Here is a 14,336-nt window from a genome sequence, read left to right as displayed (position 1 = left end):
AAAAAATTGGACAACCGATAAGTGTGGGTGCTTGGTTGGCGCGACCGAACTGCTTCGGCAGTTTTAATGTTGCAAAGATTGAGTGCTCACAGATGTCAGTAATGATTCTTTGAGTACTTTGTTGGATTGAACTTAAGAGTTTGATCCTGGCTCAGATTGAACGCTGGCGGCATGCTTTACACATGCAAGTCGAACGGCAGCGGGGGCTTCGGCCTGCCGGCGAGTGGCGAACGGGTGAGTAATGCATCGGAACGTGCCCAGTCATGGGGGATAACTACGCGAAAGCGTAGCTAATACCGCATACGCCCTGAGGGGGAAAGCGGGGGATCGCAAGACCTCGCGTGATTGGAGCGGCCGATGTCGGATTAGCTAGTTGGTGGGGTAAAGGCCTACCAAGGCGACGATCCGTAGCGGGTCTGAGAGGATGATCCGCCACACTGGGACTGAGACACGGCCCAGACTCCTACGGGAGGCAGCAGTGGGGAATTTTGGACAATGGGGGCAACCCTGATCCAGCCATGCCGCGTGAGTGAAGAAGGCCTTCGGGTTGTAAAGCTCTTTCAGACGGAAAGAAAACGCCCCTCCTAATACGGGGGGTGGATGACGGTACTGTCAGAAGAAGCACCGGCTAACTACGTGCCAGCAGCCGCGGTAATACGTAGGGTGCGAGCGTTAATCGGAATTACTGGGCGTAAAGCGTGCGCAGGCGGTTGTGTAAGACAGGTGTGAAATCCCCGGGCTTAACCTGGGAACTGCGCTTGTGACTGCACGGCTAGAGTACGGCAGAGGGGGGTGGAATTCCACGTGTAGCAGTGAAATGCGTAGATATGTGGAGGAACACCGATGGCGAAGGCAGCCCCCTGGGCCGATACTGACGCTCATGCACGAAAGCGTGGGGAGCAAACAGGATTAGATACCCTGGTAGTCCACGCCCTAAACGATGTCGACTAGTCGTTCGGAGAGGTAACTCACTGAGTGACGCAGCTAACGCGTGAAGTCGACCGCCTGGGGAGTACGGCCGCAAGGTTAAAACTCAAAGGAATTGACGGGGACCCGCACAAGCGGTGGATGATGTGGATTAATTCGATGCAACGCGAAAAACCTTACCTACCCTTGACATGCCTGGAATCCTTGAGAGATCAGGGAGTGCCTTCGGGAACCAGGACACAGGTGCTGCATGGCTGTCGTCAGCTCGTGTCGTGAGATGTTGGGTTAAGTCCCGCAACGAGCGCAACCCTTGTCGTTAATTGCCATCATTTAGTTGGGCACTTTAGCGAGACTGCCGGTGACAAACCGGAGGAAGGTGGGGATGACGTCAAGTCCTCATGGCCCTTATGGGTAGGGCTTCACACGTCATACAATGGTCGGTACAGAGGGCTGCCAAAGCGCGAGCTGGAGCCAATCCCTTAAAGCCGATCGTAGTCCGGATCGTAGTCTGCAACTCGACTACGTGAAGTCGGAATCGCTAGTAATCGCAGATCAGCATGCTGCGGTGAATACGTTCCCGGGTCTTGTACACACCGCCCGTCACACCATGGGAGTGGGTTTCACCAGAAGTAGGTAGCTTAACCTTCGGGGGGGCGCTTACCACGGTGAGATTCATGACTGGGGTGAAGTCGTAACAAGGTAGCCGTATCGGAAGGTGCGGCTGGATCACCTCCTTTCAAGAGACAGGTCGCATCTGACCAAGTATCCACAACTTATCGGTTGTTCAGGCACGAGCCTCGAGATGACGAGGGTCTGTAGCTCAGCTGGTTAGAGCACCGTCTTGATAAGGCGGGGGTCGTTGGTTCGAACCCAACCAGACCCACCACCGAACGAGGGGGATTAGCTCAGCTGGGAGAGCACCTGCTTTGCAAGCAGGGGGTCGTCGGTTCGATCCCGTCATCCTCCACCAACGCTTCGGTGGGCTCGACTGTAGGGCTAAGCAGTGTGCACGGTCGTGTGCAGTGCTTAGGCCTTGGTGCCAGTGTTCTTTAACAAAGTGGAAGAAGTAAAGTGTGCAATCTCTGTTGCGCTGTGTCAGCGGCGCGTGAAGACAGGGGTTGAACATGGGTTGTGTGATTGCATTGCAATCGTCTGCGCTTTGAACCAGCAGCAGGCGGTTGCGCACAAGCGTGAGTTCGCCTATGACTGGGTCCCTGGCGACAGGGTCCAGGGTTATAGGATCAAGCGACTAAGTGCATGTGGTGGATGCCTTGGCGATCACAGGCGATGAAGGACGTGCAAGCCTGCGAAAAGCGGGGGGGAGCTGGCAATGGAGCTTTGATCCCCCGATGTCCGAATGGGGAAACCCACTCCTTCGGGAGTATCCCTGGCTGAATACATAGGCCAGAGGAGGCGAACGCGGCGAACTGAAACATCTAAGTAGCCGCAGGAACAGAAATCAACCGAGATTCCCCAAGTAGTGGCGAGCGAACGGGGAGTAGCCTGCACGACTAAACCATCTATTTAGCAGAACGGTCTGGAAAGTCCGACAATACAGGGTGATAGTCCCGTATGCGAAAAGTAGGTGGCGGGTCTGAGCGTGCGACAAGTAGGGCGGGACACGAGAAATCCTGTCTGAAGATGGGGGGACCATCCTCCAAGGCTAAATACTCGTGATCGACCGATAGTGAACCAGTACCGTGAGGGAAAGGCGAAAAGAACCCCGGGAGGGGAGTGAAATAGATCCTGAAACCGCATGCATACAAACAGTGGGAGCCTCCTTGTGGGGTGACTGCGTACCTTTTGTATAATGGGTCAGCGACTTACGTTCAGTAGCGAGCTTAACCGAATAGGGGAGGCGTAGGGAAACCGAGTCTGATAAGGGCGACATAGTTGCTGGGCGTAGACCCGAAACCGGATGATCTATCCATGGCCAGGATGAAGGTGCCGTAACAGGTACTGGAGGTCCGAACCCACTAATGTTGAAAAATTAGGGGATGAGCTGTGGATAGGGGTGAAAGGCTAAACAAATCCGGAAATAGCTGGTTCTCCCCGAAAACTATTTAGGTAGTGCGTCGTACGGACACTTGCGGGGGTAGAGCACTGTAATCGTTGGGGGGGTCACTGCGATCTACCCCGCGATAGCAAACTCCGAATACCGCAAAGTGATATACGGCAGACAGTCCTGGGGTGCTAACGTCCTGGGACAAGAGGGAAACAACCCAGACCGCCAGCTAAGGTCCCAAATACATGGCTAAGTGGGAAACGAAGTGGGAAGGCATAGACAGCTAGGAGGTTGGCTTAGAAGCAGCCACCCTTTAAAGAAAGCGTAATAGCTCACTAGTCGAGTCGTCCTGCGCGGAAGATGTAACGGGGCTCAAGCCATGAACCGAAGCTGCGGATCTCGAAAGAGATGGTAGGGGAGCGTTCCGTAAGCCTGCGAAGGTGTCTCGAGAGGGATGCTGGAGGTATCGGAAGTGCGAATGCTGACATGAGTAGCGATAAAGGGTGTGAAAAGCACCCTCGCCGAAAGCCCAAGGTTTCCTGCGCAACGTTCATCGACGCAGGGTGAGTCGGCCCCTAAGGCGAGGCAGAAATGCGTAGTCGATGGGAAACAGGTCAATATTCCTGTACCGATTTTAGATGCGATGGGGGGACGGAGAAGGTTAGGTCAGCCGGGTGTTGGACGTCCCGGTTTAAGCGTGTAGGCGTGCACCGTAGGCAAATCCGCGGAGCTAAGCTGAGGCGTGATGACGAGGTCTCTTTGAGACCGAAGTGACTAATACCATGCTTCCAGGAAAAGCCTCTAAGCTTCAGTCTAAAATCGACCGTACCGCAAACCGACACAGGTGGGCAGGAAGAAAATTCTAAGGCGCTTGAGAGAACTCAGGAGAAGGAACTCGGCAAATTGATACCGTAACTTCGGGAGAAGGTATGCCCCACTAGCTTGTAGGAGTACATCCGAAGGGCGAAGGGGCCGCAGAGAATCGGTGGCTGCGACTGTTTATTAAAAACACAGCACTCTGCAAACACGAAAGTGGACGTATAGGGTGTGACGCCTGCCCGGTGCCGGAAGGTTAAGTGATGGGGTGCAAGCTCTTGATCGAAGCCCCGGTAAACGGCGGCCGTAACTATAACGGTCCTAAGGTAGCGAAATTCCTTGTCGGGTAAGTTCCGACCTGCACGAATGGCGTAACGATGGCCACACTGTCTCCTCCTGAGACTCAGCGAAGTTGAAATGTTTGTGAAGATGCAATCTACCCGCGGCTAGACGGAAAGACCCCATGAACCTTTACTGTAGCTTTGCATTGGACTTTGACGGGACTTGTGTAGGATAGGTGGGAGGCTTTGAAGCGGGGACGCTAGTTCTCGTGGAGCCAACCTTGAAATACCACCCTGGTGTCGTTGAGGTTCTAACCTTGGCCCGTGAATCCGGGTCGGGGACCGTGCATGGCAGGCAGTTTGACTGGGGCGGTCTCCTCCCAAAAGGTAACGGAGGAGTACGAAGGTCGCCTAGGTACGGTCGGACATCGTACTGATAGTGCAATGGCAAAAGGCGGCTTGACTGCGAGACCGACAAGTCGAGCAGGTGCGAAAGCAGGTCATAGTGATCCGGTGGTTCTGTATGGAAGGGCCATCGCTCAACGGATAAAAGGTACTCTGGGGATAACAGGCTGATTCCGCCCAAGAGTTCACATCGACGGCGGAGTTTGGCACCTCGATGTCGGCTCATCACATCCTGGGGCTGTAGCCGGTCCCAAGGGTATGGCTGTTCGCCATTTAAAGTGGTACGTGAGCTGGGTTTAAAACGTCGTGAGACAGTTTGGTCCCTATCTGCCGTGGGCGCTGGAAGTTTGAGAGGACCTGCTCCTAGTACGAGAGGACCGGAGTGGACGTACCCCTGGTGTACCGGTTGTGACGCCAGTCGCATCGCCGGGTAGCTAAGTACGGAAGAGATAACCGCTGAAAGCATCTAAGCGGGAAACTCGCCTCAAGATGAGACTTCCCCGGGGCCTCGAGCCCCCTGAAGGGTCGTTGAAGACTACAACGTTGATAGGTCGGGTGTGGAAGCGCAGTAATGCGTTAAGCTAACCGATACTAATTGCCCGTGAGGCTTGATCCTATAACCCTGGATCACAGCGAACTCAACACGCTAAACAATCACACTCCCACACACTCTACTTCTCCACTTTGTGACCCCTTACAGTCTGACGACCATAGCGTCCCGGAACCACTCCTTCCCATCCCGAACAGGACAGTGAAACAGGACCGCGCCGATGATAGTGCTCTTCGTGAGTGCGAAAGTAGGTCATCGTCAGACTACCCCACTCCAAAAAAGCCGCTTCCCTACTCCAGGGCAGCGGCTTTTTTACGTCTACCAGATTCACCCTCCGTTCAGCGCGACCGGATTCGTTCGATCACGATTGCGCTGTCATAACCGTAAGCGTCCGCCCATCACCGTCTTTCGTTGGTGACAGGGATCGCCCAGAGTGGTGCCCACCAAATTTCTGGTGGGGACCACTTTGGCCACGAATAGCATCACCCGGGTGACCCGCAAGGGGCGGCCGAACTACCCGATCGACTTCAAACGCCACCTTGCCGCGCTCGCCTGCGAGCCGGGGGTCTCGGTGGCTAAGCTCGCCCTCGAACACGGCATCAACGCGAACCTGCTGTTCAAATGGCGTCGTCACTACCGTGCCGGGTGGTTCGGCGAGCCGGGCCCGGCGCATCACGCGGCCCCTCGGCCGCGTGTGGGTGAAGCGCCGAAACTGCTGCCGGTGATGACCGTGTCGCCGACAGTCGGCCTGCAGTTGGCGTCGAAGAGCGTCAAGCCGGCAGCCGCGCTCGAGATCGTTATCGGCGGCGCGACCGTGCGGGTGCTCGGCGAGGTCAGTCGCGACGCACTGCGTACGGTCCTCGACTGTCTGGCCGAGCGGGCATGATTGGCTTGCCGGCAGGCACGCGCATCTGGCTTGTGGCCGGCGTGACCGACATGCGTCGCGGCATGGACGGTCTGGCGGCGATCGTGCAAGGGGCGCTCACTGAGAACCCGTTCTCCGGGCACGTCTTCATCTTCCGCGGGCGGCGGGGCGATCTCGTGAAACTGCTGTGGTGGAGCGGCGACGGGCTGTGCCTGTTCGCGAAGCGCCTCGAACGGGGGCGCTTCATCTGGCCGCAGGCGACCGCGGGGGCGGTGCATCTGACCGCAGCGCAGCTGTCGATGCTGCTCGAAGGCATCGACTGGCGTCGGCCCGAGCGGACCTGGCAGCCCGACTGCGCGGCCTGAAGATCGGAGCATGCCGCCCCCCGGAGGCTGTTCACACGCCACGGCATCGCGTAGACTCACGTCATGCACGCGACGACGCCCCTTCCCGATGACCAGGCTGTGCTCAAGGCCCTGGTGACGGCCCAGCAGGCCGAGATCGCGCGCCTGAACTTCATCATTGCCAAGCTGCGCCGGATGCAGTTCGGTCGCCGCTCGGAACAATTAGACGGCACGCTCGCCCAGCTCGAACTCGCCCTTGAGGGCATCGAGACTGCCCGGCGCGAAGCCGCTGCAGACGTCTCGCCGGACACGACCGCCGGCACAGCGTCGTCACCGAAACGCCCCGCCCGCAAACCCTTGCCCGATCACCTGCCGCGTGAGACGGTCGAGCATGCGCCCGCCGAAGGCGACTGCCCCGACTGCGGCAGCACCTTCGTGAAGCTCGGCGAGGACGTCTCGGAGATGCTCGAGTACGTGCCGGCCCACTTCAAGGTCATCCGGCACGTGCGCCCGAAGCTCGCCTGCTCGCGTTGCGAGTGCATCGTGCAGGCGACTGCACCCGCGCGGCCGATCGAACGCGGACTGCCCGGGCCGGCCTTGCTCGCGCATGTGCTGGTGGGCAAGTTCTGTGACCACCTGCCGTTGTATCGGCAGAGCGCCATCTATGCTCGCTCGGGCATCGAGCTCGACCGCTCGACGCTCGCCGACTGGGTCGGGCAATCGGCACAACTGCTCGCGCCCTTGGTCGAGGCGCTGCGCCGCTACGTGCTCGCCGCCGACAAGGTCCATGCCGACGACACCCCGCTGCCGGTGCTCGCGCCCGGCGAAGGACGGACCAAGACTGCCCGGTTATGGACTTACGTACGCGACGATCGCCCGGCGGGTAGCAATGACCCTCCGGCGGTGTGGTTCGCGTACTCGCCCAATCGCAAGGGCGAGCACCCGCAGCGCCATCTTCGCGCCTTCTGCGGCATCCTGCAGGCCGACGCCTATGCGGGTTTCAATGCGATTTATGCGACTGGGCAGGTGCAGGAAGCCGCTTGCTGGGCCCATCTGAGACGCAAGTTCTTCGATGTGCACCGGGCACAGGCTTCGCCGATCGCTGCCGAGGCGCTCGCGCGGATCGGTCAACTCTACGCGATCGAAGCGAGCGTCCGCGGCGAACTCCCGCCGATCCGCCGCGTGGTGCGGCAGGCCCAGGCGCGTCCATTACTGGAGGATTTGCGGGCTTGGTTGGAAGCGCAGAGCCGGCGCGTGTCGCGCAAGTCCGGCATCAGCGAGGCGATCCAGTACGGCCTGAACCACTGGCAGGCGCTCGTCCGCTACGCAGACGACGGTCGCATCGAAATCGACAACAATGCCGCCGAACGCGCCCTGCGCGCGGTGGCCTTGGGAAGAAAGAATTTCCTCTTCGGCGGTTCGGATGCCGGAGGCAATCGCGCGGCGACCCTCTACAGCCTGATCGGCACCGCCAAACTCAACGATCTCGACCCGGAAGCGTATCTACGCGACGTGCTGGCACGCATCGCCGAGCATCCGATCAACCGGATCGAAGACTTGCTGCCCTGGAATCTGGGCCGCGACCAATCCGACCCCCTGCGCAAGGCCGCCTGACCATGGGCACTGTTGTACGACTTCCCAAGGCGCGACCCGCGCCGCATCTGCTGCAACTGCGGATCGAGCTAGCCAGGATCAAGCCGGCCATCTGGCGTCGGGTGGCGGTCCCGGAAACCATCACGCTGCCGAAGCTGCATCAGGTCATCCAGGCCGTGATGGGCTGGCACGACTGCCATCTGCACGAGTTCGAGATCACCGGCGAGCGCTATGGCGTCCCCGATCCCGATTACGACTTCGAGCCCGTTCGCAACGAACAACGCGTGCGGCTCGCGACCGCGCTCGGCGGCGCCAAATCCTTCCGCTACGTCTACGACTTCGGTGACGACTGGGAGCATCGCATCAAGGTCGAACGCCGCCTACCACCCGACTCGCTCTTCGATACGGCGCTCTGCCTTGGCGGCGCCAACGCCACCCCGCCTGAGGATGTCGGCGGCGCACCCGGCTACGCCGACTTCGTCGCGGCAATGGCCGATCCGGACCATCCTGAACACCACGACATGCTCGAATGGTACGGCGCACCGTTCGATCCGGCCGCCTTCGACATCGCGGCGGTCGATCTGCGCCTCCACAAAATCAAGGTCTGAGCGTCAAGACGGTCTCGGGCGGACGCTTACTCATAACCCACGTAGCCGCGCACTTCGATGTAGTCGCCGGCCCGCGGCGATTTGTCGATTCGAGTCTCAGAACGGACGATAAGCGGAAGCCCGTCGAGTTGCCAGGCTGGCCGGAGTGTTCCGTGCAGGCGCAACTGGGCGCCTGCAGGCAGGCTTGCCGCCGTGCCTTTGCTGTCGCGGGCACCTTGGGCGATCCAGTCTTCGATGAGTCGAGTCTCGTCGTCGCCGAGGTAGGGCGGGCCGTCGTACGGCATACGCGGGCGGGCGTGACCGCGGATGCGGCGCATGAGTTCGCTGGCGCCGGGCTGGCCCGGAATGATGCGAGCGCGGTCCGAGGCGGAGAGCGTCGATTCATAGGAGGTCAGGACGTAGCCTTCCGGCGCCGGGCCCATCTGGCCCTTGTCGGCGTGGCACTTCGCGCAGCGGGTTGCGAAAATCGGGGCAACATGCCGGTAGGTGACGGGCGCACCAGCTGCGGGACGTTCGCGGGGGCTTTCCGTGCCGCCGTCGCTCGAACGGGTTTCGCCTTTGGGAACACCGTCGGCGATCCATCGTTCGAAGGTCGCGATCTCGGCGTCGGTGAGGAACGGAGGGCCGGTCATCGGCATGCGTGGCGTGCTCGTGCCGCGTATCCGACGGACGAGTTCGCTATCGGAAGGGGCTCCGGATTTGACGACGGGGCCGCGGCTGCTCCCCTTGATCAGCGCGTCGTAACTGTCGAGGCGGAGGCCGAGTGGGGCGGCAGCGCCGGCATGGCACATGATGCAGTGTGCTTGGAGGATGGGGGACACGTCGTCGTAGGCGACCGCTGCGACCGCGACGGGATTCGATGCTGCAAGCGCGAGGAGGTATCGTGCGAGCGGCCCGAGGCAGGGGGGCGGTTCGAGTCCGATGCTGTCGCGGCGCTTCACTGTGCGTGTCGCAAGCGAGGGTTGTGATCGTGTCATGCCGGGTTCGGTGCGTTCGGTGGGTATTTTCTGTATATCGGGTCGAGCGTTCAGCTGCACGTGTGGGCGCAACGGTTTGGTTTGCTGCCTGCTTCGCGCCGGTCGTAGGCATGAATGCCGCACGGAGGGCGATTCCGGTGAGCGGGTTGAGTTCGGAATTCGTTTTCGGCAGGTCTTCTCCTGGCTCTCGTACTCTGACACATCGTTCGCTGGGTCGATTCCGTGTGTCGGAACCTTGCGCAGGCGATGACGTGAGAACTGTCACAGATTGGAGGTTGCAGTGAGCGGGTCTGGTGCATATAACGCAACGTAGCGTCAGCTTCGATGAGCGCAGGGCCGCCGTGGGGAGCCTGTCGCGGCAGCTGCCGGCGCGCGGTCGTTGTCGCGTTCCGCGAGGAGGTGTGAGATGCAGGTTCAGCCGTATCTGTTCTTCGATGGCCGTTGCGAGGAGGCGATTGCGTTTTATCGCACGGTGCTCGGCGCTGAGGTGACGATGCTGATGCGCTTTCGAGAAAGTCCGGATCCACCGCCGCCGGGTACCCTGCCGCCGGGATCCGACGACAAGGTGATGCACGCGAACTTGAGTTTCGGCGACACTCAGGTGATGGTGTCGGATGGTCAGTGCTCCGGGCAGCCGGGTTTCCAGGGGTTTGCACTGACGGTGAGTCTGCCCGACGTCGCAGAGGTCGAGCGGGTGTTTGAGGCGCTGGCCGACGGCGGGAGGGTGCAGATGCCGCTCGAGAAGACCTTCTGGTCGCCGCGCTTCGGGATGCTCGCCGACCGCTTTGGGGTTTCGTGGATGGTGATGGCGACGCCCGAGGAGTGAGTACGCGCCGCCAGCGCGCGTGCCGATGTCCGGCGAGCCGGCGTCAGGGCCGGTTGCGCATCGTGGAACGCAGCTTGTAGCGGTCGCCCGGGTGGGTGAGTCGCGCGTAGCTGATGAGGTGTTCGTCGGACCAGGTGCGGCGGATCATCAGCAGGCAGGGGGTGGTGGTCGTGGTGTCGAGCGCGGCAGCCGTCTGTGCGTCTACGAGGACGGCTTCGACCACGTGCTCGACGTCGGAGATCGGGCAGGCGGCAACGAGGACTTCGTTCGGCGTGTGGCGCGAGAAATCGGTGTCGAGGTAGTCGGGGACCCACTTCGGATTGACGAAGCGCTCCTCGAACTGGATCGGGATGTCGTTCTCGCGATGCACCATCGTCGTGTGGAAGACGCGCGTGCCGAGGCGCACGCCGAGACGCAGGGCGACTTCGTCGTCGGCCTCGATGGCTTCGCAGCGCAGCACCGTATTGCTGTAGGTGTTGTTGCGGCCGCGGACTTCGGCGGCGATGTTGAGGACTTCGTGCAGCGAGGATTCGGCCTTGCGGTCGGTGACGAAGGTGCCGAGGCCCGGCTGGCGCACGAGGTAGCCGCCTTGCACGAGATCGCGGATCGCCTTGTTGGCGGTCATGCGGCTGACGCGGAAGTCGCGGGCGAGCTGTTCCTCTGGCGGAATCTGATGATGGATCGGATATGCGCCGCTGCGAATTTTTTCGAGCAGGAATTCTTCGATCTGGCGGTAGCGGGGGGTGGGGCTGGCCACGGCCATTCCTTTTTGCGGCTGATGCGATGTCGCCATGATACAACCGGCAAGGTGCAGCTGGCATGCGATATGGATGAGAGGGCGGGGCACCGTTCACCCGGCGGTGCCTGGTATCCGCGGTATGGAGTTTGAGGCCTGCGACGGCAGGAGTCCGGTTGGCATCAGGGGGGACAGGGCGCGTGCGGCGAGCAGTTCGATCGCCGCGGCGATGTCCGGGGCGAAGAAGCGGTCGACGTCGTAGAAGGACACTTGCGTGCGCAGAGCGGCGCGGGCTTCCTCGAGCCTCGGTGAGCTTTTGTGTCCGTCGCGGAAGTCGAGACCCTGGCAGGCCGCGAGCCATTCGACGGCGAGGATGCCGCGTACGTTGTCGGCCATCGCCCACAGGCGGCGGCCGGCGTTGGGCGCCATCGAGACGTGGTCTTCCTGGTTCGCCGAGGTCGGCAAGCTGTCGACGCTGGCCGGATGCGCGAGCGCCTTGTTGTCGCTGGCGAGCGCAGCGGCGGTGACCTGCGCGATCATGAAGCCGGAATTGACGCCACCGTTGGCGACGAGGAAGGCTGGCAGCTGGGACATGTTTTTGTCCATCATCAATGAGATGCGCCGCTCGGCGAGCGCGCCGATTTCGGCGATGGCGAGCGCGAGGTTGTCGGCGGCCATCGCGACCGGCTCGGCGTGGAAGTTGCCGCCGGAGAGGATGTCGTCCTGGTCGGCGAACACCAGCGGGTTGTCGGACACCGCGTTGGCTTCGACCGCGAGCACCTCGGCGGCCTGGCGGATCTGCGTGAGGCAGGCGCCCATGACCTGTGGCTGGCAGCGCAGCGAGTAGGGATCCTGAACCTTGCCGCAGGCGACGTGCGATTGGGCGATCTCGCTGGTGGTCTCGAGCAGGTGGCGGTAGGCCGCGGCTGCGTCGATCTGGCCGCGCTGCCCGCGCGCGGCATGGATGCGGGTGTCGAAGGGCACGCGCGAGCCGAGCGCGGCCTCGACGGTGAGGCTGCCGCAGACGGTGGAGGCGGCAAACAGGTCTTCGGCGTCGAAGAGGCCGCGTAGCGCGTAGGCGGTGGAGACCTGGGTGCCGTTGAGGAGCGCGAGGCCTTCCTTGGCGGCGAGCGTGAGCGGGTCGAGGCCGGCGACCGCGAGTGCCTCGACCGCCGGTAGCCATTGGCCGCGATGGCGCGCGCGGCTTTCGCCGAGGAGCACCAGCGACATGTGAGCGAGCGGGGCGAGATCGCCGGAGGCGCCGACCGATCCCTTCGCCGGGATCTCGGGATACACGCCGGCATTGAGCAGTGCGATCAGGGCGTCGATCACGCTGCGCCGGATGCCGGAGAAGCCGCGCGCGAGGCTGTTCACCTTGAGCAGCAGGATCAGGCGCACGGTCGCGTCGTCGAGCGCCTCGCCGACGCCGCAGGCGTGCGACAGCACCAGCGAGCGCTGCAGGATTTCGAGGTCCGCGTGCGCGATGCGGGTCTGCGCGAGGAGGCCGAAGCCGGTGTTGATGCCGTAGGCGGTGCGGTCCTCGTCGATGACGCGGCGCACGCAGGCGACGCTGCGCTCGATCGCCGCGGAGGCGGCTTCGGGCAATGTCACGCGGATCGGCTGCTCGTACGCCTGGCGCAACTGGGCGAGGGTCAGCTCACCGGGGACGAGGGTGAGTTCGATGCTCGGGTCGAAGGTCATTTCGGTCACCTCAGGCTCCTTTCACGGCGTCGAGCATCGGCAGATCCAGGCCGTTGTTGCGGGCGCAGTCGCGGGCGATGTCGTAGCCGGCGTCGGTATGGCGCATGACGCCGGTGGCTGGGTCGTTGCGCAGCACACGCCCGAGGCGAGCGTGCGCTTCAGGCGTGCCGTCGGCGACGATCACGACGCCCGCATGTTGAGAGTAGCCCATGCCGACGCCCCCGCCATGATGCAGCGACACCCAGGTCGCGCCGCCGGCGGTGTTGAGCAGGGCGTTGAGGAGCGGCCAGTCGGAGACGGCGTCCGAGCCGTCCAGCATGCTCTCGGTCTCGCGATTGGGGCTCGCGACCGAACCGGAGTCGAGGTGGTCGCGGCCGATCACGATGGGGGCCTTGAGCTCGCCCTTGGCGACCATCTCGTTGAAGGCTTGGCCGAGGCGCGCGCGGTCTTTCAGGCCGACCCAGCAGATGCGCGCGGGCAGGCCTTGGAAGCTGATGCGCTCGCGCGCCATGTCCAGCCAGTGGTGCAGGTGCGGGTTGTCCGGGATCAGCTCCTTGACCTTCGCGTCGGTTTTGTAGATGTCCTCCGGATCGCCGGACAGTGCGACCCAGCGGAAGGGGCCGATGCCCTGGCAGAACAGTGGGCGGATGTAGGCGGGGACGAAGCCGGGGAAGTCGAAGGCGTTTTCCACGCCTTCCTCGAGGGCCATCTGGCGGATGTTGTTGCCATAGTCGAAGGTTGGGACGCCCATCTGCTGGAAGGCGAGCATTGCTCGGACGTGCACCGCCATCGAATGCTTCGCGGCGACGACGACGGCTTCCGGCTCGGTCTTGCCGCGCGCGACGTATTCGTCCCAGCTCCATCCAATCGGCAGGTAGCCGTGCAGGGGGTCGTGCGCGCTGGTCTGATCCGTGACCATGTCCGGGCGCACGCCGCGGCGCACGAGCTCGGGCAGGATGTCGGCGGCGTTGGCATACAGGCCGATCGACACGGCCGCACCGCGCTGGGTGTGGCGCGCGATGCGTGCGAGGGCGTCGTCGAGGTCGGTGGCCTGTTCGTCGAGGTAGCGGGTGCGCAGGCGGAAGTCGATGCGCGACTGCTGGCATTCGATGTTCAGCGAGCACGCGCCGGCCAGCGTCGCGGCGAGGGGCTGCGCGCCGCCCATGCCGCCCAGGCCGGCGGTGAGCACCCAGCGGCCCTTGAGGCTGCCGCCGTAGTGCTGGCGGCCGGCCTCGACGAAGGTTTCGTAGGTACCCTGCACAATGCCCTGCGAGCCGATGTAGATCCACGAGCCCGCGGTCATCTGGCCGTACATCATCAGGCCCTTGCGGTCGAGTTCGTTGAAGTGCTCCCAGTTCGCCCACGCGGGCACGAGATTGGAGTTCGCGAGCAGCACGCGCGGGGCGTCGCGGTGGGTCTCGAACACGCCGACGGGCTTGCCGGACTGGATCAGCAGGGTCTGGTTGTCCTCGAGGCGGCGCAGGACTTCGACGATCTTGTCGAAGCACGGCCAGTCGCGTGCGGCACGGCCGATGCCGCCATAAACCACGAGGTCGGCGGGGTTCTCGGCGACGGTCGCGTCGAGATTGTTCATCAGCATGCGCAGCGGGGCTTCGGTGAGCCAGCTCTTGCACGTGCGTTGCGTGCCGGTCGGCGCCGCGATGTGGCGTCTGGGGTCGTGGCGTGGATCGGGGGTGGTCAT

At 62.4% G+C, this 14,336-nt stretch carries 9 protein-coding genes, 2 tRNA genes and 3 rRNA genes; 10 read left to right on the top strand and 4 right to left on the bottom strand.

Features of this window, described 5'->3' with window-relative positions; all coding sequences use genetic code 11:
- The first annotated feature begins 128 nt into the window (after window positions 1-128).
- The 9 genes from AzCIB_RS15925 to AzCIB_RS15885 all read left to right on the top strand — a co-directional run bounded on the left by AzCIB_RS15925 (window position 129) and on the right by AzCIB_RS15885 (window position 8,394).
- A 16S ribosomal RNA gene (locus tag AzCIB_RS15925) occupies window positions 129-1,664 on the top strand.
- A gap of 72 nt (window positions 1,665-1,736) precedes the next feature.
- Window positions 1,737-1,813, top strand: a tRNA-Ile gene (locus tag AzCIB_RS15920).
- Between the two features lie 8 nt (window positions 1,814-1,821).
- A tRNA-Ala gene (locus AzCIB_RS15915) sits at window positions 1,822-1,897 on the top strand.
- A 269-nt stretch (window positions 1,898-2,166) separates the two neighbouring features.
- A 23S ribosomal RNA gene (locus AzCIB_RS15910) occupies window positions 2,167-5,050 on the top strand.
- Between the two features lie 84 nt (window positions 5,051-5,134).
- Window positions 5,135-5,248 (top strand): 5S ribosomal RNA (rrf, locus tag AzCIB_RS15905).
- Together the 16S, 23S and 5S rRNA genes with 2 tRNA genes alongside form the textbook arrangement of a ribosomal RNA operon.
- 202 nt (window positions 5,249-5,450) lie before the next feature.
- Window positions 5,451-5,870, top strand: coding sequence for an IS66-like element accessory protein TnpA (gene tnpA / locus AzCIB_RS15900; RefSeq protein ID WP_083446906.1), 420 nt, complete (start codon window positions 5,451-5,453; stop codon window positions 5,868-5,870).
- The gene (gene tnpB, locus AzCIB_RS15895; RefSeq protein ID WP_050415268.1) at window positions 5,867-6,214 is read left to right on the top strand and encodes an IS66 family insertion sequence element accessory protein TnpB; all 348 of its coding nucleotides are present in this window, start codon (window positions 5,867-5,869) and stop codon (window positions 6,212-6,214) included. The genes tnpA and tnpB overlap by 4 nt, the downstream gene beginning before the upstream one ends.
- Before the next feature lie 63 nt (window positions 6,215-6,277).
- The gene (gene tnpC / locus AzCIB_RS15890; RefSeq protein ID WP_050415269.1) at window positions 6,278-7,807 is read left to right on the top strand and encodes an IS66 family transposase; all 1,530 of its coding nucleotides are present in this window, start codon (window positions 6,278-6,280) and stop codon (window positions 7,805-7,807) included.
- Window positions 7,808-7,809: 2 nt separating this feature from the next.
- Window positions 7,810-8,394 carry a plasmid pRiA4b ORF-3 family protein gene (locus AzCIB_RS15885; RefSeq protein ID WP_050415270.1) on the top strand — a complete coding sequence of 195 codons (585 nt, stop codon included), beginning with the start codon at window positions 7,810-7,812 and terminating at the stop codon, window positions 8,392-8,394.
- 26 nt (window positions 8,395-8,420) lie between these two features.
- On the opposite strand, the gene AzCIB_RS15880 is transcribed toward AzCIB_RS15885, so the two are convergent.
- A complete protein-coding gene (locus AzCIB_RS15880) occupies window positions 8,421-9,371 on the bottom strand; it encodes a c-type cytochrome domain-containing protein (RefSeq protein WP_083447038.1) in 951 nt (316 codons plus the stop codon).
- A gap of 406 nt (window positions 9,372-9,777) precedes the next feature.
- On the opposite strand from AzCIB_RS15880, the gene AzCIB_RS15875 reads away from it, so the two are divergent.
- Window positions 9,778-10,197, top strand: a complete 420-nt coding sequence (locus tag AzCIB_RS15875) for a VOC family protein (protein WP_050416786.1) — start codon at window positions 9,778-9,780, stop codon at window positions 10,195-10,197.
- A 43-nt stretch (window positions 10,198-10,240) separates the two neighbouring features.
- Here AzCIB_RS15875 and hutC read toward each other — a convergent pair whose 3' ends face one another.
- The 3 genes from hutC to hutU form a co-directional block, all read right to left on the bottom strand.
- Entirely contained in the window at window positions 10,241-10,960 is a 720-nt protein-coding gene (gene hutC, locus AzCIB_RS15870; protein ID WP_157058507.1) for a histidine utilization transcriptional repressor HutC, read from the bottom strand.
- An 87-nt stretch (window positions 10,961-11,047) separates the two neighbouring features.
- The gene (gene hutH / locus AzCIB_RS15865; RefSeq protein ID WP_198149717.1) at window positions 11,048-12,634 is read right to left on the bottom strand and encodes a histidine ammonia-lyase; all 1,587 of its coding nucleotides are present in this window, start codon (window positions 12,632-12,634) and stop codon (window positions 11,048-11,050) included.
- 10 nt (window positions 12,635-12,644) lie between these two features.
- Entirely contained in the window at window positions 12,645-14,336 is a 1,692-nt protein-coding gene (gene hutU, locus AzCIB_RS15860; protein WP_050416785.1) for a urocanate hydratase, read from the bottom strand.

The organism is Azoarcus sp. CIB (assembly GCF_001190925.1).
Lineage (GTDB): Bacteria > Pseudomonadota > Gammaproteobacteria > Burkholderiales > Rhodocyclaceae > Aromatoleum.
The sequence above is the reverse complement of the archived record's forward strand: the minus strand, read 5'-3'. Positions and strand labels throughout refer to the sequence as shown.